Here is a 20,469-nt window from a genome sequence, read left to right as displayed (position 1 = left end):
ACTGGTTGAATAGTGTTGGCCGCAGCGTATGTATCGTTTGCTACAAATGTTGAGCTAATCATTGCTGTACATAATACTGGAATAGCAATTTTTTTCATAATAATAAAAACCTCTTTTCTTAATTGTTGTTCGATGTTTGCTTACTTGGAGTATAGCAAAAAACAATTAGATAGAGGGGATTTGTACAGAGATGTAAAGAATAAGTAAGTTTTGTTATATGTACATAATAATAGGACCATCATTTTCTTATGTTGGATAGAAATGTATATTTAAGTATATAAAAAACTCCGAATCATTGAACGATTCGGAGTGCTAGTTATTTCGTTAATGTGTTTGTTAGTCTTGGTGATTTCGATAAGACTAGTATTAAAATGATAGAACATAATGCGAATGATGGTCCCATGTACGTTAAATTATAGATAAGGGAATATTCTAAAGCAGGCGTTCCTGGTGGCGCGTATTCTCCGAAGAATACTACTCCTGACATAACATGGGCAAGATAACGTCCAAGGCTTCCTAGGAAAACACCAATTGTAATATAGGTTGCAACCATTCCTTTCTTTCCTTGTTGAAGAGCTGCTTTTACTTGGTTCGCGAATAATCCGGCAAATCCTAGTACAGTGAAGGCAACAAAGTAATCAATTGCGCCTTGAATTGGATAATAAATTTTAGGAGCTAGTGCGAGTTGTAACATGCCGAATAAGAATCCATTTACAAGTCCACCTTTGAATCCCCAGCGGAAGGATAATAAGAAAATTGGTAGCATAGATAATGAAACAGATCCACCTTGTGGCAACGAGAAAGAAAGTTGATCCAAAATAAGAGCTAAAGCCGCACACATAGCTGTTTCAATCATAAAGCGTATTTTTTGATTTTGCATTTGTTTCATCTCCTAGAAGTTAGATTGTGTGTAAATACCGATGCTATACATGCAACCATCAATGGAGAAAAATGGACACAAAAAAAGACAATAGTGGATTGGCTAGATGAATCCATTATTGTCTTCGTTATCATCAAAAAGCCACATTCCTACGCTAGCATTAACTAACAGGTTCGAAGGGTCAGAACAATGTTCACTCTCAGCCAATTGGCTCCCCTTGTGGAAGTTATATAGTTCGTTTTTACGTGTCTTATTGTAATTCGTTTGAAGTGAAATTTCAATCTTTTTGTCTTGTCTTATTTTTTTACAAGTGTTCCTAATTCAGAAACGATTGCTTCCATTTCACTAATGCTGAATGTTTCTTTCTTCATTACTAAGTCATAAATATCTTTTAAGTCTTCGTACGCTGCTACGTTGAAGTTTTCTGAACGCATTGCGCCAACGTTAACCATGCGTAATTTATCTTTAATTGCTGTAATCATATATTCAATATTATCTGTTGTTCTCTCTGTTAAATTCATTGTAGAACCTCCGTAAGTTACGTTATTTTTCCTTATTGTAGCACGATTTCACTACGAATGTAGGAAGAATCTCTTTCTTCCTATTAGTAAAATTTATTATTTTTTAACAAAAATAGGAGTATAATGGATAGGTATTAGCGCAAAGAGAGGAAGAGAAAATGAGAAAAGGACTAATTAGTTTCATCATTTGTTTATTATGTATTCCATCAGTAGCAAGTACACATGCACAAGAAGCACCTCGGAAGGTGTTACTTATTTATTCCAACGAGACAAATGAAATAGATGCACAAGTCCGTATTTTAGATATGCTTGTTGGACATTTTACGACAAACGTAACGATTAAAGGTGATATAGAAGTAACAGAAGAAGTAATGAAGGAACAGTATACGCACGTTATTTATTTCGGAGAGAAACAGAAGCAAGTAGCGTCTGTCGCTCGAGACTTTATTGATACATTTTCTGGGCCAGTTTTATGGATTGGGCATAATGTTGAACAAGTGACACATAGTTTCCCATTTGTACAGATAGAGGGAGAGGGTGTTGTGAATACCTTGTCCATGTCTGAGGCAGGAGTGTATGAAGTAGAGGGAGATGGTATGTTGATTTTGGATGCTAAGCCTTCTCAAGAGACGAAAACGTTGATAAACGGAAAAGGGAAGCAAGAGGAGTATCCGTTACTTATTCAACAAGAGAATCGTATGTATGCAGCAACACCATCCCTTTTTGATCCGGTTGGTAAACTTCTTGGTGAAGCGATGTTCTCCTTTTTTGGACAGGAACCTTTAAAAGAAAAAACAAAAATGTATTTGCGCTTAGAAGATATACATCCTGCTTCTGATCCAGAGTTATTAAAAGAGATTGCTGTCTTTTTGAAAGAGCATAATATTCCGTATATGGTCGTTGTGATACCTGTATATACGAATCCAGAAACACAAAAGACACTTCATTTTTCTGATGCGAAAGAAGTTCGAGATGTTCTGCAATATATGCAAAAAAACGGGGGGAGTATCGTCCTCCATGGCTACAATCATCAATATCGCCAACAAGAAACGGGAGAAGGTTTTGAATTCTGGGATGTTGATAATGATAGTCCTATTTACCAAGATAAAGATGATGTTCACCGAAAGCGAGATGATTTTGCGACAGAAGAAGAGTATAAGGCCTATTTAGTAGAAGCGAAGAAGTTTGAAGAGAAGTATACAAAAGAGAAGGTTGTTAATGGTGTGACGGAACTCGTGTCGCATGACTTGTACCCATTAGCGTTCGAGGCACCACATTATACGATGTCTCAGGCTGGTTATGAGATTGTATCTCGTTATTTTTCTACATATGTTGGCCAACTTCAAATGAGTGATAAGACATGGGGGACGATGTATAAGACTGCATATAAGACTTCTCCTACATTCCTACATGGTATGAAATTTATACCGGAAACAGTTGGATTTGTAGAGGGTGGGAATGTAGAAGATATTGATAAAATGTACGAACAAGCGAAAGTAGTGACGAAATTAAGTAATGGGATGATTGGTGGCTTCTATCATCCATATTTAGGTGTAGATACGTTACAGAAGTTAGTAGAGAAATTAGAAACAATTCCGAATACAGAGTGGTTCGATTTGCGAACAGTTGAGAATAGTGTAGAGGTACCGAACATTCATATTTCAACGGATGGTAAGACTTCCGATATCCATGTTGATGAGAAAGCAACAACTATTCGTAGGTGGGTGTATCTTCATCGTATGTATTTCCCATTTGTGCTAGTAGGAGGAGTGGCGATAGGCTTTGGTATGACGTACTACCGAAATAGAACAAAGAAAGATAATAGGTAAGCAATAGGCGACAAGCCAGAAACCGTATATACTAAATGGGAATACATAAAAGAAGGGAAGGAAACGAATGATTCGAGTATTATTTGTTTGTTTAGGAAACATTTGTCGCTCTCCAATGGCAGAAGTGGTATTTCGCGATATGCTACAAAAAGAAGGATTAGAAGGAAAAGTGATGGTTGATTCGGCTGGTACAGGTGACTGGCATATCGGTCATCCACCGCATGAGGGTACACGTAATCTATTAACAGAAAAGAACATTTCATTCGAGGGGTTGCAAGCTCGCCAAGTACATAACGGTGATTTTTCTTCATTTGATTACATCATTGCAATGGACGCGAAGAATGTATCAGACTTAGCTGGATTTGGTGCAGCTGGCGAAGGGACATATGTCGGCAGATTATCTGATTTTGTGCCAAATAGTGAGTGGGAAAACGTTCCTGATCCGTATTTTACAGGGGATTTTGACGAAACATACGAGTTAATCACGAACGGTTGTAAGTACCTACTATCTTCTATTAAAAAGGACAAGCTGGTATAATATTGTAAAATACGTATTAAAGGAGAGGGTAGTATGACGAAGAACAATAATGGGATGAAAGCATTCTTACTTGGAATTGGAGTTGGACTAGCTGCTTCAATGTTGAACAAAAATAACCGTGTTGCGGTAAAGAAACAATCACGAAAAGCAAAGCATAAAGTATTAGAATTAAAAGGTAATACAGCAGAGCTAACGCTAAAAGTGAAAGAGCAAGTATCGCATGTGCAAAAATCAATTGGTGAAATGTCAAAAGACATCTCGGTTGTAAAGCGCAAGTTAGATGATATCAAACCACATGTTATTCGTTCGCTAAGCCCTCGTAAAGCGAGACAACGAAAAGAAGAGATGATCTCGCTTCCAGTAGGTGAAAGTACAGTAGAACAGATAGAAGAAGTAGTAGAAGTACCACTAGTAGAGGAGGTACAAGCTATCTCATCTGAAGAAGTACAGCCGGGAAACGAGGAAGCAATCAGCGAACTCGAAAAGGAAGAAGCTACGCAACCAAATGAAAAAGTTGCGAAGTAAGCTGGAAGCTGTATAAATCATATCGTATATCTCCACTTTATTTGTTGCATGATAAGGTGGAGATATTTCTATTTCTAAGTACAAATGAATGAACGACAACGAGGAGTGATTAGTCATGATAAGGTTGGATAGTCCATTTATACAGTTTGGCAAATCTGTATATGTGCGCTATAAAGAAGAAGGAGTATCGAGTATAGGTGCGGAACTTGCATATTTTTTCCTTTTGTCGTTATTTCCGTTTTTAGTATTCTTGCTGCAAATTATTGCATTTCTACCAATTGATAGGCATGATATTTTTAATTTTGTGCGTAACTACGTGCCAGCTGATGCAATGTATCTCATTGAAACAAATGTAGAACAATTAATAGCTGGAAAAAATGGCGGACTATTATCTGTAGGTTTAATTGCAACGATTTGGGTGGCATCACGTGCAAGCGATGCGCTTATGCGCTCGTTGAACAAAGCATATGGGGTAAAAGAAACTCGCCCATATTGGAAAGTAGTTGCGATTTCTCTTCTATTAACGATTTCCTTCGTATTTGTCATCGTATTCTCCTTATTAATCCCGGTGTTTGGTAAGCGGATCGCAGAGTTTGTTTTTACTTTTTTACATATCCCATATGATTTTATGGGAGTTTGGAGCATTATACGAATAGCGCTTAGTTTCGGTGTAATCTTTATTATTTTCACATTTCTTTATTTTGAAATGCCAAATACTCCGTTGAAAGTAAAAGATGTCCTTATAGGCTCTTTATTTGCAACAATAGGATGGATTGTTGCATCATACGGATTTGCTTTTTACGTCGATCATTTCGGCAAATATACTGCTACGTATGGCAGTATCGGTGGTATTATCGTCTTAATGACGTGGTTCTACATATCTGGCATTATTTTAGTATTAGGCGGTATCATTAACGCCCAGTTAAAGGTAAGGCGCGAAGAGAATAAAATATAGATGGTGGCTCATACTAGTATTGTTACTTCAAGAAATGGAGGGAACAAGCATGAGTAATAACAAAGCAAACCATAACAATAAGTCAAATAATAAAAAGAAAAGCAGTTCGCATCCAAAGCATAAGACAAGCGGATCAGCAAACGGATCGAACGGTTACCATTAATGAAAAAAATCCAAAAGCATTGATGCTTTTGGATTTTTTTTGTTGGGAATTATCTATGACTTCAACAATCGTAGTCCATTTAGAATAACGAGAATTGTACTTCCTTCATGGCCTATAACACCAAGTGGTAAGTGAAGGAACTGTAAGAAGTTTGAACAAATCAATAGTGCAATTACTGTTAGAGAGAAGATGATGTTTTGTTTAATGATGTTGTTCATTCGTTTAGATAGAGAAATAACTTCTGCTAAGCGAGACAATTCGTTTTTCATTAAGACAACGTCTGCTGTTTCAAGTGCGACGTCTGTTCCTTCGCCCATTGCAATTCCTACATGTGCTGTTGCGAGAGCTGGAGCATCATTGATGCCATCACCGACCATTGCAATATTGCCATATTTCTCTTTCAATGATTTCACGATTTCTACTTTTGCTTCTGGTAAGCAAGAAGCGTAGTATTCGTCGATGTTACTATCTGCGGCAATAACTTTCGCTGTTTCCTCGCTATCACCTGTAATCATGATTGTTTTGATACCAAGATCATTTAAACGTTTCATTGCGGCAGCTGTTTCATCACGGAGGATGTCTTTTAAGGCGAAAAGAGCGAGGATTCCTTTTTCATCTTTTACATACACAAGTGTTTTTCCTTCGTTCTGTAAGGCTGAAGATACACCATCTCGGAATGAGCTAGCTTCTTCTTTTCCTACGAAATCAGCTTTTCCTAGTTTGTATAGTTGGCCGTTTACGACGCTTTTGACACCGAAACCAGACACATCTTCTACGCTCTCTAGTGATAGAAGTGGTAAGTCTTGCTGGTGTCTTACGTATTTCACAAGCGCATCCGCCAGTGGATGTGTCGAGTGTTTTTCAATCGATGCGGTTAGCTGTAATACTTCTTCGATATTAGTACCTTCACGAATATGTACATCTGTTACGACTGGCTTTCCTCTTGTTAACGTTCCTGTTTTATCGAAGGCAATTGCCTTTAGTGATGCTAAGTTTTCTAGGTGAACACCACCTTTTACAAGAATTCCTTTTCTCGCTCCGTTTGAGATAGCAGATAATGTCGCTGGTGTAATTGCAGCGACAAGAGCACATGGTGATGCGACAACAAGAAGAATCATCGCACGGTAAAATGTTTCGGTCCACGTCCATCCGAAGAGGAAGTGAGGTAAGAACATCATTAATCCTACAACGAGCAAGACGACCTTTACATACGTACCTTCGAACTTTTCGATGAAAAGTTGAGAAGGTGATTTCTCACTTTGTGCTGTTTGGACGAGTTTAATAATCTTTTGGAAGAGTGTTTCGCTACTATGCTTCGTGATTTCTACTGTAATAGAGCCTCGAATATTTACTGTTCCTGCAAAGATTTCGTCATCGATGCTTTTTGTCGTTGGGATGGATTCACCTGTAATAGCTGACTCATCAATGGAGGTTTCTCCGCGTATGATTTTTCCGTCAGCAGGAATACGCTCACCAGGCTTGATGAAGATAAGGTCACCAATAACTAGTTCATTAATGGATACCTTTGTTTCTATTCCATCTGTAATGCGTGTTGCTTCTTGTGGTTGCAGGTCAAGTAACGACGAAATTTCTTTGTTACTTTTGTTCATTGTATATGTTTCAAGAGCGCCACTTAGCGCGAAGATGAAAATAAGAATGGCTCCTTCTGCCCAGAACCCGATAATACTTGAACCGATTGCAGCGAAGATCATGAGCATTTCCACATTTAGCGATTTCTCTTCGATTGTGTCTTCAATTCCTTCTTTTGCTTTTGCGTATCCGCCGATAAGAAATGCTAGAATATAGCATGCGATTGAAGCTGTTTCGTTCCCACTTTTTGATATGATCCAGCCGATGAGAATAAGAATACCGCATATAATCGCACAAATAAGTTCTGTGTGTGGAGAGATTCGTTTGAGGAAAGATTCCTTTTGTGTTGCATGTAATACGTTTGTTTCCGTTTGCATGATAATGCCTCCTTTTTATTTTGGTGTATAGAAAAATGTTTGTTTGTCACGTGAAAAAGAACGTGCTACGATGAGAGTTGGGTATTTCCATTTGAGAAGAATAATCAAATTCACTACCCCTATAAAACGACGAAAGCTGCCATCCAATTGGATAGCAGCAAAAACATGTTCGGTTTCATATGAAATTAATAGTTGGGTAGATGCGAATGAACGCACTACTCATTTATGTGTTTCTATTTTAGCACACTAAGGGGAAAAGATAGAAGCATTTTGAATCGACATAAAGTGAGAGGAGTTCGTATGACAGCAAGACGATTTTTTACACATCCATTTGGTATTTTAGCAGCTGCAATTGTTGCGACATTTTTATGGGGAAGTGCATTTCCCTTCATTAAATTAAGTTATGAGCAGTTACAGATTGAATCACATGAGATTGGAGAACAGCTTGTATTCGCAGGATATCGTTTCTTCTTATCTGCATGTATGATTTTTATTTTCTTCCGCCTTTTAGGACAAAAGATGACATGCCGGAAAGAAACGATTCCAACACTGCTATCGTTGGCGACCTTCCAAACATTTCTTCAATACGTCTTATTCTATATTGGTATGAGTTATTCAACAGGTATTCAAGGTTCGATTATCGCGGGTACAACATCATTCTTCCAATTGTTACTTGCACATTTCATGTACAAAGACGATTCGTTCTCTTTACGTAAAGGGATTGGTATTATTATTGGTTTTTCTGGTGTCATTGTGGTGAATATGACAAAGGGTGTCTTGCAGATTGACTTTGGAATTGGCGAATGGTTGTTAATTGCAGCGATGTTCGTATCTGCATATGGAAATATATTAGCTCGTAACGCAAGCATGAAGATGGAGATTGGCTATTTAACAGCGTATCAAATGTTGTTCGGTTCGCTCGGGTTATTCATCATCGGTAGCTTTTCAGCGGGCATGTTCCCGTTCACATTTACTAGCACAACGATTGCGATGCTTGTATACTTATCGTTCCTATCAGCAGCTGGATTCGTTCTATGGAATAACGTAATGAAGTATAACAAAGTAGGGAATGTATCGATGTATTTATTCTTAATTCCAGTGTTTGGCGTGTTTTTATCAAGTATGATTTTAAATGAATCGCTTCATATGTTTGTGTTAATTGGTTTAGCACTTGTGACGGCAGGAATTATTATTGTAAACCGTGCACGACCATCTGTGCAAAAAGACAACTCGTGACGAGTTGTCTTTTTTGTATAGAGAAGACTAGTGTGCTAACCTTGGAAAGATGTAAAAAGAAGGGAGAGAAGGAAGATGGGATATGAAGGATCAGATGTGTACAATAACGATGTGTTTTTTGAACGGTATATGAAACGAAGGCACCGTAAGGAAAGTCCAAATGCTTGTATGGAAGAACCTGTATTCATAGAATTACTTGGCGATATAACAGGAAAGCGTATAGTAGACTTAGGTTGCGGTGATGCGATGTTTGGCAAACAGTTGCTGGCTGATGGTTGCACGTCATATGTTGGTGTAGAAGGTTCACATAAGATGGTCGAGAAAGCTTGTCATGTGCTACAGGATTATCTAGGAACAGTTCACTTATCGAGTATCGAAGATTATCTGTTTCCGAGTGAATCGTATGATATCGTTGTTTCTCGTATGGCACTGCATTATATCGAAGACTTACGGAAAGTGTTTGAAAAGATACATCATACGTTAGTTGATGGTGGTTCATTCGTTTTTAGTGTGATGCATCCGATTATTACATCTTCGTTCAAAAGCTATGAACAATCAGGAAGAAGGCAAGATTGGATCGTGGATGATTACTTCTGGAGTGGAAAACGAGTAGAGGTATGGATGGAGCAGGAAGTGGTTAAATACCATCGGACGATGGAAAATTACTTCAGTCTACTACAAGAATGTGGTTTCACGATTGAACAACTTCGTGAACCGATGCCACAGAAAGAATGGTTTGAAGATATCGAGGAGTATAACAGAAGAATGCGTATTCCGTTAATGGTAGTATTCCGGTGTCGTAAATAAATGCGTAAACCCTCACAGGCTGCAATCTGTGAGGGTTCTCTATTTGTCTGATAAGGGGGTAAGTATGGCGTAAGAAGGTCTACTCTACTGCTTCTTGGAACAAGTAATATGTGCGGTTATAAATATGTTCCACTTCTGCATCTGTCATATATAACAGCTCTTGTTTGTGGAAGTCTCCAATCTTCGCAATAAAATCAATCATGTTTCTTCTTTCTTCTCTTATCATTTTTCATCTCTCCCTTTTCTGTTTTAATACAGTTTATTTACTTATTATCTATTATATAACAGAAAATTCTGAGAGTGCCAACTATTTTTTCGAAAAAAGGAAAAATTTTTTAAGAAAGAAGCTCATCGATGTATCGATGAGCTTCTTTTCATAATGTAAGTACTTCTGGTTCGCTTCCTGCGTTTTCAATGTAGGCAATCGTACTTGGTGTAATTTTGACGAGGATATAGTTTGGATCGGACGGGTCTTGTACCCATTTTGTTAATTCTTCCGACCAATATTTCTGTTTCTGATTTTCGTCTTCTACAAGAGTAGCGGTTGCCTCTATTTCTAGGAAGTTATCGTTCCATCCTTTTCCTTCGTACCCTAGTAGGACATGTACATGTTCATTGTTCCGGATATCGCCAATTTTTTGTGTTTCTTCATTTGCTCCTATATATAACGTATATCCGTCATGTTGAAAAATCATAAAGCAACTATGTGGTTTTCCGTCTCGAATTGTGGATAAGATCCCGATACGATGGTTTTCGAGAATCGTTTGAACTTTTTCTTCTAGGCTCATCTTTCTCCCTCTTTCTCTCTTTATCCAGCATTAACGTCATATAAAGCTCCACCTCAACACGTGAGAGAATGCGAAGGAGTTAAGGTGGAAGATTAACAGGACGTAAATGCCTAACGAACAACCAGTGAGAACAAAGCCTGCTGCTGATTGCAGTTTCATTTTATATCGTTCCTTAGTATTGGTAATACTGAGGAGGAAATATGCATGAAAGGGGAAGGGTTTCAATGATGAATAAAATTTTCTGCGCTATGACAATTGTAGGCATTCCATTATCGATTGCAGGAAGTGTATTGCACTGGCCACAAGTGATGATGTTTGGTATATACTGCTTGACGATTATTGCACTAGCTAGTTTCATGGGGCGTGCAACGGAAAGCTTGGCAATTGTATCAGGTCCTCGTATTGGTGGCTTGTTAAATGCGACGTTTGGTAATGCGGTGGAGTTAATCATCTCGATTTTTGCTTTGCGGGCTGGCTTGACTGAAGTAGTACTTGCCTCACTTACTGGTTCGGTACTTGGAAACTTATTACTAGTAGGTGGATTATCGCTATTTGTTGGTGGTATTAAGTATAAGCGTCAACAATTTAGTGTATACGATGCTCGGCATAATTCAGGCTTACTTATTTTTGCGATTGTCGTTGCTTTTGTCATTCCAGAAGTGTTCGCCATGACTATGACAGAAGCAGAGACGGTTACACTTAGTATTGGAATCTCCATTATTCTAATCGTTCTGTATTTAGCGGCATTACTGTTCAAATTAGTGACACATCGTGGTGTATATACTAGCGAGGAAGTAGAAGAACATGAAAAGCCGGAATGGTCGAAGCAGAAGGCTATTCTTGTCTTAGCTCTTGCAACGATTGCTGTTGCGTACGTATCAGAAAATCTTGTACATACGTTTGAAACAGTAGCTTCATCATTTGGCTGGAGCGAATTGTTTATTGGAATTATTATTGTCGCTATCGTTGGAAATGCCGCAGAACATGCATCTGCTATTATGATGGCGTACAAAAATAAAATGGATATTGCGATTGAAATTGCGGTTGGTTCTACGCTCCAAATCGCAATGTTTGTAGCACCACTATTAGTATTACTTTCTTCGATATTCTATCAACATATGCCACTCGTTTTCTCATGGCCAGAGCTAATCGCTATGATTACGGCTGTTTTCTTAACGAACAGTATTATGGAGGACGGCGATACGAACTGGTTTGAAGGTGGTATGTTGCTTGCCGCATATTTTATCATGGCAATTGGATTCTACTTGTTGTAGTGATTTTCTTTCCAGCTTGTTCATACACATGTACTAGGACAAACACGATAGGAGTGTCGTATGAAGAAAGCGAACGTATTGTTTTATATTATTGGACTAGTGTTCATTTCTTTAGGAGCTTGTATTGTTATGAAAGCGAATATGGGAGCTGGGCCGTGGGATGCACTAACGGTAGGAGAGTATCATGCTTTTGGTTTATCAGTCGGAATATGGGTAATTATTAATGGCATGATTATTATGTTTATTAATGCGTTGTTATTAAGGTCGAGACCGGAGTATGTATCATTATTAACAATCATGGTAACAGGGATGTTAATGGATTTCTGGTTAATGCGTGGGCTTACTTTCTGGTCTATCGATTCACTGATGGAACGCGGTGTCGGATTCGGGATAGGAATTGTTATGTTAGCAATTGGTATTGCCATGTACTTACCGTCTCAGTTTCCGGTGAATCCATTAGATAAGTTAATGGTTGCATTAAGGGCAAGGTTTGGTGTTAGTCTTGGCATCGCAAAAATTATCATTGAAGTAGTGGCGATTGTTTGTGCGATTTTGTTAAAAGGTCCTATTGGTGTTGGAACAATTATTATTGCGTGTTTGCTTGGACCGTGTGTACAGTTTTTGTATCCACGCATGGTAGCATTCATGGCGAAGGTTGATCTGTTGTTTGCTAGATGATGCATGAAAACATGGATAAGATAAAAGGCATTGGAAAAGATAACGGTACAACTCTTTTGTGAGTAAAGAAGGGAGTACCAATGATGAAGAAAGTATATGCACTTATATGTACGTGTTTTATCATAAGTTGCTTTGTGCCGTCTATTGCACATGCAACTGCACAAAGTGTAACATCTGTGAAAATCCCAGCGCATGTGCTAGATATTTCAAAAGAGAACACATATCCAAATCCAACACAAGACTTACCACGTTTGCAACCGAGTAAATTAGCACAAGAATTATTGCAATCAACAAATATTCGTATGGAAAATGCCGATTTAATTCGGTTGTTTAATGAATCAAGTATTTCAAAAGCACCACTCGCAATTGGCTACAAAGCAACAATTTACTTAGGGCATTGGCCGTTAAATTATGAATCAACAGAAACGACTGTGAACTGGGAATACAAGAAGGTGAATGTGAATTATGCTGATAATACGGATAGTTCACGCGCATCAAAAGTACGTTACTCGCAGCAAACACATGCTGTTATTAAAGGTGGCTTAACTGCGCCGATTAAATTCGAAGAAGAAATACGAAAAATGATGCTTCGCCATGCAATGGAGAAGACAGGTCTTCCACTTTCCTTCCACACTGCAATTGGTGTCGGAACGAAGAAAGAACATGATTACACGGTTCCAGGTGGAAAGACAGGAAATCTCCACGCATACGCCCCAGCTGTGAATGAAAAGGGAAAAGTGACATTTGGTGAAGTATACCTTGTCCTAAAAGGGAACAAAAAGTCACTACAAATCCGTAACGTCACATCTCAAGGAATAGGTGCGTGGATTCCAGTTCAAGATCACATATCTGGAAGGTTCCAAGCGGTTAGCCCTTAGAAAGTTGTAAAGTGACCGGAAATGGAGACGTACATAAAGTCTCTGAGGAAAACAAAAAGAGTTGTTCTATTGATACAGAACAACTCTTTTCTATGTTAAATATTCGACTTACGTACTAAGAAGTTCGTATCTTGGTAGTAACTGTTTTTAACAAGGACGTTTGGTCCTAGACATTTAATAGCTGGACAATGACAGCTTAACGAAGCAGCTGTTTTTGTTGCTGACCATGTTTCGTATGCTTGCTGAAGTGTTGTGTCTTTAATATTCCCAAGTGACGGAATATCACCGAAGTCAGTTACGATAATGCTACCGTCAAAGATGTTCACATTCAGACGAGAGCGGCCGTCTGGATCGTTACGAACTGTTACGTTCTTGGTGTTATATAGGCGTTTGATTAAGGCTAAATCTTCTTCGTTGTCGCTACATGCATAGAACGGAAGGGTACCAAATAGCATCCATACATTCTCATCACGTACATCTAGTAAGTGATGGATAGCATCACGAATTTGTTCCACTGTTAATAATTCAAGAGCGCTTGCGAAATCACTTGCATACATTGGATGCACTTCATGACGAAGGCAACCCATGTCGTTGACAATTTGCTTATGAATTTGTTCCATATACGGTAACGTTCGTTTGTTTAACATCGTTTCTGCAGATACAAGTACACCAGCTTTTGCGATTGCACGGCTATTGTCAACCATACGATCGAAGTAAGCTGCGCGCTGGGCAAATGTTGGCTTACGATCCATCATCGCAAAGCCGCCTTCAACGAAGTCTTCGACCGTACCCCAGTTATGCGAGATGTGTAGAACGTCTAAATACGGAATAATTTTTTCATAACGTGCTAAGTCTAATGTTAAGTTCGAGTTAATTTGTGTACGAACCCCTCGTTCGTGTGCGTATTTCAAAATTGGTACCACATAGTTATTAACAGATTTCAGTGACATCATCGGCTCCCCACCAGTGATGCTTAATGATCGAAGGTTTTCCACTTCATCCAGGCGCTTTAATAATAAATCAAGTGGAAGAGCATTCGGGTCTTTTGGCTGCAATGTATACCCTACTGCACAATGTTCACAGCGCATATTACATAATGTTGTCGTCGTAAATTCGACGTTTGTTAATGTCATTTTTCCATACTCTTCAAAGTCCATATATGCTTCCCATGGATCATAAGAAGGAGTAATTGGTTTCATCGATTGAGTTATTTTCATCATGTTAACTCCTTTAAATTTTCAAAGTCATCCTTATATTATATGAAAAAAGTGCTATAATAAAAAGTAGATATATTGTGTCAAATAATAGAGTATAGAATAACATCGATACTCTTGTGAAAAATGGTAATCATAAAGGAGCGACTACTACTATGGGTAATGCAGTACAAAACCAAGAACAACAAATTACGTATCTAAAAGAACGTCTAAATATGTTTCTTCAAGTTATTGATACGATGGATCCAGAGGAAGTAGAACTAGAAGACGTAGATCGTCTACTTAGCATGTTAGATGAGTTAGAGTTGAAATGTACACAATTTCAAAATGACGATGTGAAATAAGCTATTGAGGGGCTATCCTCGATAGCTTTTCTTTATGAGGAAGGACATGAATACGGTATAATGAAAATGTAAAAATTCTTTCTATTAGAACGGTACAGGGGGAGAGCAAGATGCAGCAGTTTGAACAAAGTATGTATGAACTAATTGTAGAGACATCGACGAAATTACCGAAGGACGCAAAACGGGCAATTCAACGAGCAGTAGAAGCAGAAAGTGCGGGCACACGTTCTGCAATGGCATTAGAAACAATTACGAACAACATCAAGATGGCAAACGATAATGTATCACCAATTTGCCAAGATACAGGACTTCCAACATTTAAGTTAAAAGTACCTGTAGGCGCGAACCAAATTGAAATGAAAAAGGCAATTCGTCATGCAATTGCACAAGCGACGAAAGCTGGCAAACTTCGTCCAAACTCTGTTGATTCTTTATTTGGTGACAACAGTGGTGACAACTTAGGAGAAGGCACACCTGTTATTAAGTTCGAGCAATGGGAAAAAGACTATATCGATGCACGTCTTATGTTAAAAGGAGGCGGCTGTGAGAACAAAAATATTCAGTACAGCTTACCTTGTGAATTAGAAGGACTTGGACGCGCTGGTCGTGATTTAGACGGTATTCGTAAATGTATTATGCACTCTGTGTATCAAGCGCAAGGTCAAGGGTGTAGCGCAGGTTTCATCGGTGTTGGTATTGGTGGCGACCGTACGACTGGATATGAGTTAGCGAAAGAACAACTATTCCGTAATAACGACGATGTGAACCCAATCGCAGAATTACGTGCATTAGAAGAGTACGTGATGGAACATGCAAATAAGCTTGGTGTTGGAACGATGGGATTTGGAGGCGAGACAACATTATTAGGATGTAAAGTCGGTGTCATCAATCGTATTCCAGCTAGTTTCTTCGTATCTGTTGCCTACAATTGCTGGGCATTTCGTCGCTTAGGTGTAGCAATTAATCCAGAGACGGGAGCAATTACAGATTGGATGTACCAAGAAGGCGAAGATACATTGAAACCTCCAGCTGAAAAAGAAGAAATAGAAAATCGTGAAATTGTTCTTCAAGCACCAATTACAGAAGAACAAATTCGTGAACTTCGCGTTGGTGACGTTGTTATTATTAACGGCATGATGTATACAGGACGTGATGCTATTCATAAGCATTTAATGGATAACGATGCGCCAGTTGATTTAAACGGCCAAGTTATTTATCACTGTGGCCCGGTTGTCATGAAAGGTGAGAACGAAACGTGGCATATTAAGGCAGCTGGCCCAACGACAAGTATTCGTGAGGAGCCATACCAAGGAGACATCATGAAGAGGTTCGGCATTCGTGCTGTAATTGGAAAAGGTGGCATGGGTGCGAAGACGTTAGCAGCATTACAAGAACACGGAGGCGTATACTTAAATGCAATAGGCGGCGCAGCACAATACTACGCAGAATGTATTAAGTCAGTAGAAGGTGTAGACTTGCTTCAATTCGGTATTCCAGAAGCAATGTGGCACTTAAAAGTAGAAGGCTTCAAAGCTGTCGTAACAATGGATTCACACGGCAATAGTCTTCATCAAGAAGTAGACAAAACATCGCTAGAAAAACTAGCAGAGCATAAAGAGAAAGTATTTAACTAAGAAAAAGGAACTGGCTGAAGGTGGTCAGTTCCTTTTTCTTTAGAAAGGGAGAGCTTAGCAAGAAACAGACAGACGTGTCATATTTGAAGACGAAGGAAAGTTAGAAGAAACAAAGAATTAAATTAATTGCTGTAAAAAAGGCATCAGAATAATATCTGATACCTTTTTGTTTGTATTAGTAATGTTGTTGTTTTTCAAGACTTTTACTAGTAAAAGTCTTGAAATCAATATTTATATTACATAGATTTAGCCTGAGATACATGCAATGTCTTTTTCACAAACAAAATAAAAAGTAATAAACTGATAAACCCAGATATAGCACAAATAATAAATACCATGTGGTATCCCATTAGCTGTGAAACAAATCCTAGAAGGATAGCCCCTAAGCCAATTCCTAAATCAAAAGCCGTAAAGAATGTAGCGTTTGCTACACCTCTTTTTTCGGGTGAAGCTAATCGTATCGTTGCTACTTGAAGAGCCGGTTGTGCTGCTCCAAATCCAATTCCATATAAAACAGCTGTAATAACTAGTCCAACAATTCCTTCAGTCATCGCTAACACAAATAATGAAAGTATCATGATGAAAAGTGCAGGAATAACGATAATCGATTCTCCATGTTTATCTGATAACTTTCCTGTAAGTGGTCTAATTACTGTAATGGTGACAGCATATATAAGGAAAAATGCACCAGCATTTACTTGGATGTCTTCTGCAAAGAGTGGTAAAAATGTTGTAATGCCACCAAAAGTAAGGGTTAAGAAAAATGTAACCGTAGCAATTGGTAAAATCATTTTATCAAAAAATGATATTGGCTCCTTTGAAGTATGCCGAATCACTGGAACTTTTGTACAAAGCGCCAGTACAAGTGCCAGAAGTGCCAATCCTGTACATAGAAGAAATAGGTAGTGGAATGAAAATGACTTTACAATCCAAAGGCCTAATATCGGTCCTAAAGCCATACCTAGAGTTATCGCAAGTCCATACCATCCCATGCCTTCCCCGCGTCGAGACGATGGGATTACATCTGTTACAGCTGTCCCAATCGAAGTTGTAGCAATCGCCCAACCTACTCCATGAAGGATACGTAATGCTATTAGGAATGCAATACCTGTTACCCAATCATAAAAATACATTGTAATCGCAAAAAATAGTAACCCGCTTATTATAAATATGCGTCTACCATATCGATCCATTAATCCGCCAACAATAGGACGGAAAATGACTGCTGATATTGTGAACAGCCCAATAATAACACCAACTTGAGATTCACTCCCACCCAATTCTTTAATAAATATAGGTAACGTTGGCATTAATAAATAAAAACCACTAAATAGTAATAATGCTGTAATTGTCAGCATGATATAATTTTTTGTCCATAAACGTTCCATTTTATGCGTCCCTTCTTTTTATCGATTCAATAAAAAAGCAGTACCGCCTCTATATCAGTGTTGGTCCTGCTTTTTTATGTATTAGAATGTACTTGCTACTTTAACTGCCTTTTCAAGCCCTGTCGCAATAATTTCTTCTGCCTTATCAGGGAATTGATTGTGACCTTCAATGATAACTGTCTCCATGTTTGTTACACCAAAGAAATTCATCATCGCTGCTACATATTTAACAGCCATCTCTACTCCAGCTGCGGGTCCTTCAGAATAGACACCACCACTTGCATTTAATAATGCAATTTTTTTATCTCCAATAAGACCTACTGGACCTTCTGGCGTATAGGTAAATGTTTTGCCCGCACGATTTAAGTAATCAATATATGTGTGTAATACAGCTGGGATTGTTAAATTCCATAGTGGGAAACCAAATACAACTTTATCCGCTGCTAGAAACTGATTTAAATATTTATCGGCAACGGCTACCGCTTTTGCTTCTTCTTCTGTTACATCAAATCCTCTGCTAGCCTTAAATGTACCATTAATCATATCTACGCCTAAATATGGCAATTCCTCATTATATAAATCAAGCTCTACTACTGTATCATTTGGATGGGACTCCTTATAGCTTGCTAAAAAAGCCTCGTATAATTTCACACTCACTGATTGGTCAGCTGGGCGATTGTTTGCTTTTACAAATAGAACTGTTGTCATTCTTTCTTCCTCCTGTACTTTTCTTATGTTGTTAAATTTTTTTAGGATAGTATATTTCCTTTACAGTATCTTTTTGAAACGATACTCCATTTCTCCGCCTAAAGATTCAACTGTATCACCAGTTTTTCTAAAATCATGGGTATAAATTTCTTCAAATTTACCAAAGTTGACTTGCTTATAAAATTCATAACAAGGGAATCCATCATGGGCACCTTCAAGGTCAACAGCACGATTTTTTTTGACACGTACAGTTAAAAGATAATCGGCAGAAGGAACATACGGGACCAAGGGATTGCCAGCACTTGCACTCATTTGAAATTGAACTTCATCAGAACTCCAGGCAATATTCGTGCACAAAATATTTTCTGTACTCGCTTTTCCTACTCTTTCCTTAACAGAACCATTTGGAGTTATAACTCTTTCTGTTGTTATGCCAGTATTCTCATATGTGAAAATTTCCTTTTTATCAAAATCTATCACTACTTCGTGTTCAATTCTAGAACGCATAGTGTGTACAGCATAAGGTGTAAATTCACGTGCATCACCTTCAAATTGAATGATATTTCCAGTTTGGATATCTTCCTTAGGCTCAGTCCAAGCTGTTGGAATGAATACACTTGCTCTAATCTTCACAATACTATTCATGAGACACACCTCTTTCATTCCGATTTTATTTGTGTAATGCATAACATGGAACCATTGAGTAGAACAGGTTTCCATTCCTGCTTTATCCGATAAGAAAATAGTCAACTTGATTGACTACTTTACGTATAGTACAATAGGAATTAAATAAAGTCAACCTAGTTTACTTTATTTAAGGAGGATTTATATATGACTCATCACATGCTAGATAACTTGGAGCTTACATCACTTTTATCATTCTCTTACAGTGCATCGATTAATGAATTACATACGAAATTAAGTGAGTTAGGATTTGGAGATATTAGACCTGCACATGGTTTTATATTTAAATGTATCAATCCTAATGGGGCAACAGGTATAGAATTAGCTGAACACTTAGGGATTACAAAGCAAGCTGTAAGTAAAATGGTGGATTACCTTGAGAAAAGTGGTTATGTAATGCGTCAACCTCATCCCACTGATAAAAGAGGGAAAATTATTGTGCTAACCGAACGTGGCCAATTAGCGATAAAAGCAAAAGAGCAGATAATAGCTGAAATAGAGAAGCGTTGGACGAACAACATAGGTGCTGAACGAGTACAGCTACTTAAAGAAGATTTAAAAAGTTTAATTTATGAAATAAATGCAGAGAATGTACCATCAAAATTAAGACCTGTCTGGTAAAGATAAAGAAGGTTAACCTTATCTCTGTTAGTGACGTAATCAATAGATAGTCCTCAACCTAAAAAGTGAAGTCATCTCTTATCATTCATAAACAGGATAATAAAAAAACCAACATGTTCTCTGAAAAACATGTTGGTTTTTTTATGTAGCCTACATCAAAAAAGCCAACTACAACAGTCAGCTCTTTTTTGTCATATGAAGAAATTCATCTCGTAATAATCCATACACGAAGTGATCAACGTAATGGTCATATAGCCACTCAGCATGGCGGATACATCCTTCTTGTACGAATGCTAGTCGTTCCGGAATTACTTTGCTTTTCAGGTTACCAGTGGCGACGCGAATTTCGACCCGCTCTAGTTCGAGGTCAAGGAAAGAATATTCAAGCATGGCGTAGCACGCTTTCGTCATAATTCCTTTTCCTTCAAATCCATCGCCTAACCAATAACCGATAGATGTTGATCGGTTACTCCAGTTAATTGTATGCTGACCGATAATGCCAGCGAATTCGCCTTTGTACCAAATTCCGACTTGGCACCCGTTATTTGCAGCGTTTTGGTCCATACTATACTTAAGAAAGTTTCTCGTATCTTCAATCGACTTCGTTATATCTAAAAATGGTAACCATTGTCGCAACCGAGAACGTGAACGGTCCATTAGGCGAAATAATTCTTCTGCGTGACGTAATTCTACTTTCTTCATAACAATATCTGTTCCAATTCGATGTACAAACAAGATGTTTTCCCCCTTTCTAGATGTTTAACTAATTCGCCATATGGAGCAAAAATCCTTTTGGAAAACCTTTCCCAGCATGATTCCGTTAGAAACAACGCAAAC

At 38.2% G+C, this 20,469-nt stretch carries 22 protein-coding genes and 1 riboswitch; of the genes, 12 read left to right on the top strand and 10 right to left on the bottom strand.

What is annotated here, in order from left to right; translation table 11 throughout:
• Positions 1-316 precede the first annotated feature (316 nt).
• Both thiT and IEV41_RS15250 read right to left on the bottom strand, forming a co-directional pair.
• Positions 317-880 (bottom strand): energy-coupled thiamine transporter ThiT, encoded by a 564-nt coding sequence (gene thiT, locus IEV41_RS15255; RefSeq protein ID WP_229722267.1) that lies wholly within the window; start codon positions 878-880, stop codon positions 317-319.
• 129 nt (positions 881-1,009) lie between these two features.
• Positions 1,010-1,108, bottom strand: a riboswitch (TPP riboswitch).
• 68 nt (positions 1,109-1,176) lie between these two features.
• Positions 1,177-1,401: a DUF1128 domain-containing protein gene (locus IEV41_RS15250; protein ID WP_188389363.1), complete on the bottom strand. Its 225-nt coding sequence runs from the start codon at positions 1,399-1,401 to the stop codon at positions 1,177-1,179.
• Between the two features lie 158 nt (positions 1,402-1,559).
• On the opposite strand from IEV41_RS15250, the gene IEV41_RS15245 reads away from it, so the two are divergent.
• The 4 genes from IEV41_RS15245 (at position 1,560) to IEV41_RS15230 (ending at position 5,248) form a co-directional block, all read left to right on the top strand.
• Positions 1,560-3,230 (top strand): DUF2334 domain-containing protein, encoded by a 1,671-nt coding sequence (locus tag IEV41_RS15245; protein ID WP_188389362.1) that lies wholly within the window; start codon positions 1,560-1,562, stop codon positions 3,228-3,230.
• Positions 3,231-3,297: 67 nt separating this feature from the next.
• On the top strand, positions 3,298-3,768 hold the full coding sequence (locus tag IEV41_RS15240; RefSeq protein WP_188389361.1) for a low molecular weight protein-tyrosine-phosphatase: 471 nt from the start codon (positions 3,298-3,300) through the stop codon (positions 3,766-3,768).
• 33 nt (positions 3,769-3,801) lie between these two features.
• Entirely contained in the window at positions 3,802-4,293 is a 492-nt protein-coding gene (locus IEV41_RS15235; RefSeq protein WP_188389360.1) for a hypothetical protein, read from the top strand.
• 115 nt (positions 4,294-4,408) lie between these two features.
• On the top strand, positions 4,409-5,248 hold the full coding sequence (locus IEV41_RS15230; RefSeq protein WP_188389359.1) for a YihY/virulence factor BrkB family protein: 840 nt from the start codon (positions 4,409-4,411) through the stop codon (positions 5,246-5,248).
• 216 nt (positions 5,249-5,464) lie between these two features.
• On the opposite strand, the gene IEV41_RS15225 is transcribed toward IEV41_RS15230, so the two are convergent.
• Positions 5,465-7,378 carry a heavy metal translocating P-type ATPase gene (locus IEV41_RS15225; protein ID WP_188389358.1) on the bottom strand — a complete coding sequence of 638 codons (1,914 nt, stop codon included), beginning with the start codon at positions 7,376-7,378 and terminating at the stop codon, positions 5,465-5,467.
• 300 nt (positions 7,379-7,678) lie between these two features.
• On the opposite strand from IEV41_RS15225, the gene IEV41_RS15220 reads away from it, so the two are divergent.
• Together IEV41_RS15220 and IEV41_RS15215 are read left to right on the top strand one after the other, a co-directional pair.
• Entirely contained in the window at positions 7,679-8,614 is a 936-nt protein-coding gene (locus IEV41_RS15220) for a DMT family transporter (protein ID WP_188389357.1), read from the top strand.
• A gap of 75 nt (positions 8,615-8,689) precedes the next feature.
• Complete coding sequence (locus IEV41_RS15215; protein ID WP_188389356.1) at positions 8,690-9,421, top strand: class I SAM-dependent DNA methyltransferase; 732 nt, start codon at positions 8,690-8,692, stop codon at positions 9,419-9,421.
• Positions 9,422-9,500: 79 nt separating this feature from the next.
• On the opposite strand, the gene IEV41_RS15210 is transcribed toward IEV41_RS15215, so the two are convergent.
• Together IEV41_RS15210 and IEV41_RS15205 are read right to left on the bottom strand one after the other, a co-directional pair.
• Positions 9,501-9,647, bottom strand: coding sequence for a BH0509 family protein (locus IEV41_RS15210; RefSeq protein ID WP_188389355.1), 147 nt, complete (start codon positions 9,645-9,647; stop codon positions 9,501-9,503).
• A gap of 148 nt (positions 9,648-9,795) precedes the next feature.
• Complete coding sequence (locus IEV41_RS15205) at positions 9,796-10,209, bottom strand: pyridoxamine 5'-phosphate oxidase family protein (RefSeq protein ID WP_188389354.1); 414 nt, start codon at positions 10,207-10,209, stop codon at positions 9,796-9,798.
• Between the two features lie 224 nt (positions 10,210-10,433).
• On the opposite strand from IEV41_RS15205, the gene cax reads away from it, so the two are divergent.
• The 3 genes from cax (at position 10,434) to IEV41_RS15190 (ending at position 13,039) form a co-directional block, all read left to right on the top strand.
• Positions 10,434-11,483, top strand: a complete 1,050-nt coding sequence (gene cax, locus IEV41_RS15200; RefSeq protein WP_188389353.1) for a calcium/proton exchanger — start codon at positions 10,434-10,436, stop codon at positions 11,481-11,483.
• Positions 11,484-11,543: 60 nt separating this feature from the next.
• Complete coding sequence (locus IEV41_RS15195; RefSeq protein WP_188389352.1) at positions 11,544-12,161, top strand: YczE/YyaS/YitT family protein; 618 nt, start codon at positions 11,544-11,546, stop codon at positions 12,159-12,161.
• 83 nt (positions 12,162-12,244) lie between these two features.
• Positions 12,245-13,039 (top strand): YfkD famly protein, encoded by a 795-nt coding sequence (locus IEV41_RS15190; RefSeq protein WP_188389500.1) that lies wholly within the window; start codon positions 12,245-12,247, stop codon positions 13,037-13,039.
• A 95-nt stretch (positions 13,040-13,134) separates the two neighbouring features.
• On the opposite strand, the gene yfkAB is transcribed toward IEV41_RS15190, so the two are convergent.
• On the bottom strand, positions 13,135-14,256 hold the full coding sequence (gene yfkAB / locus IEV41_RS15185) for a radical SAM/CxCxxxxC motif protein YfkAB (protein ID WP_188389499.1): 1,122 nt from the start codon (positions 14,254-14,256) through the stop codon (positions 13,135-13,137).
• Between the two features lie 152 nt (positions 14,257-14,408).
• On the opposite strand from yfkAB, the gene IEV41_RS15180 reads away from it, so the two are divergent.
• On the top strand, positions 14,409-14,597 hold the full coding sequence (locus tag IEV41_RS15180; protein ID WP_188389351.1) for an SE1561 family protein: 189 nt from the start codon (positions 14,409-14,411) through the stop codon (positions 14,595-14,597).
• A gap of 110 nt (positions 14,598-14,707) precedes the next feature.
• Positions 14,708-16,231 (top strand): fumarate hydratase, encoded by a 1,524-nt coding sequence (locus tag IEV41_RS15175; protein WP_188389350.1) that lies wholly within the window; start codon positions 14,708-14,710, stop codon positions 16,229-16,231.
• A 236-nt stretch (positions 16,232-16,467) separates the two neighbouring features.
• On the opposite strand, the gene IEV41_RS15170 is transcribed toward IEV41_RS15175, so the two are convergent.
• The 3 genes from IEV41_RS15170 to IEV41_RS15160 form a co-directional block, all read right to left on the bottom strand.
• Positions 16,468-17,619: an MFS transporter gene (locus IEV41_RS15170; RefSeq protein WP_188389349.1), complete on the bottom strand. Its 1,152-nt coding sequence runs from the start codon at positions 17,617-17,619 to the stop codon at positions 16,468-16,470.
• An 81-nt stretch (positions 17,620-17,700) separates the two neighbouring features.
• Positions 17,701-18,327 carry an FMN-dependent NADH-azoreductase gene (locus IEV41_RS15165; protein ID WP_188389348.1) on the bottom strand — a complete coding sequence of 209 codons (627 nt, stop codon included), beginning with the start codon at positions 18,325-18,327 and terminating at the stop codon, positions 17,701-17,703.
• Between the two features lie 60 nt (positions 18,328-18,387).
• On the bottom strand, positions 18,388-18,972 hold the full coding sequence (locus IEV41_RS15160; protein WP_188389347.1) for a DUF3238 domain-containing protein: 585 nt from the start codon (positions 18,970-18,972) through the stop codon (positions 18,388-18,390).
• A 186-nt stretch (positions 18,973-19,158) separates the two neighbouring features.
• Between IEV41_RS15160 and IEV41_RS15155 the strand changes: the two genes are divergently transcribed.
• Entirely contained in the window at positions 19,159-19,632 is a 474-nt protein-coding gene (locus IEV41_RS15155) for a MarR family winged helix-turn-helix transcriptional regulator (RefSeq protein ID WP_188389346.1), read from the top strand.
• A 177-nt stretch (positions 19,633-19,809) separates the two neighbouring features.
• Here the strand turns inward: IEV41_RS15155 and IEV41_RS15150 are convergent, their stop codons facing one another.
• Complete coding sequence (locus IEV41_RS15150; protein ID WP_373284251.1) at positions 19,810-20,367, bottom strand: GNAT family N-acetyltransferase; 558 nt, start codon at positions 20,365-20,367, stop codon at positions 19,810-19,812.
• Between the last annotated feature and the right edge of the window lie 102 nt (positions 20,368-20,469).

It is taken from the genome of Priestia taiwanensis, assembly GCF_014638355.1.
GTDB classification, from domain to species: domain Bacteria; phylum Bacillota; class Bacilli; order Bacillales; family Bacillaceae_G; genus Priestia_D; species Priestia_D taiwanensis.
This window is presented reverse-complemented; position numbering and strand designations above follow the sequence as displayed.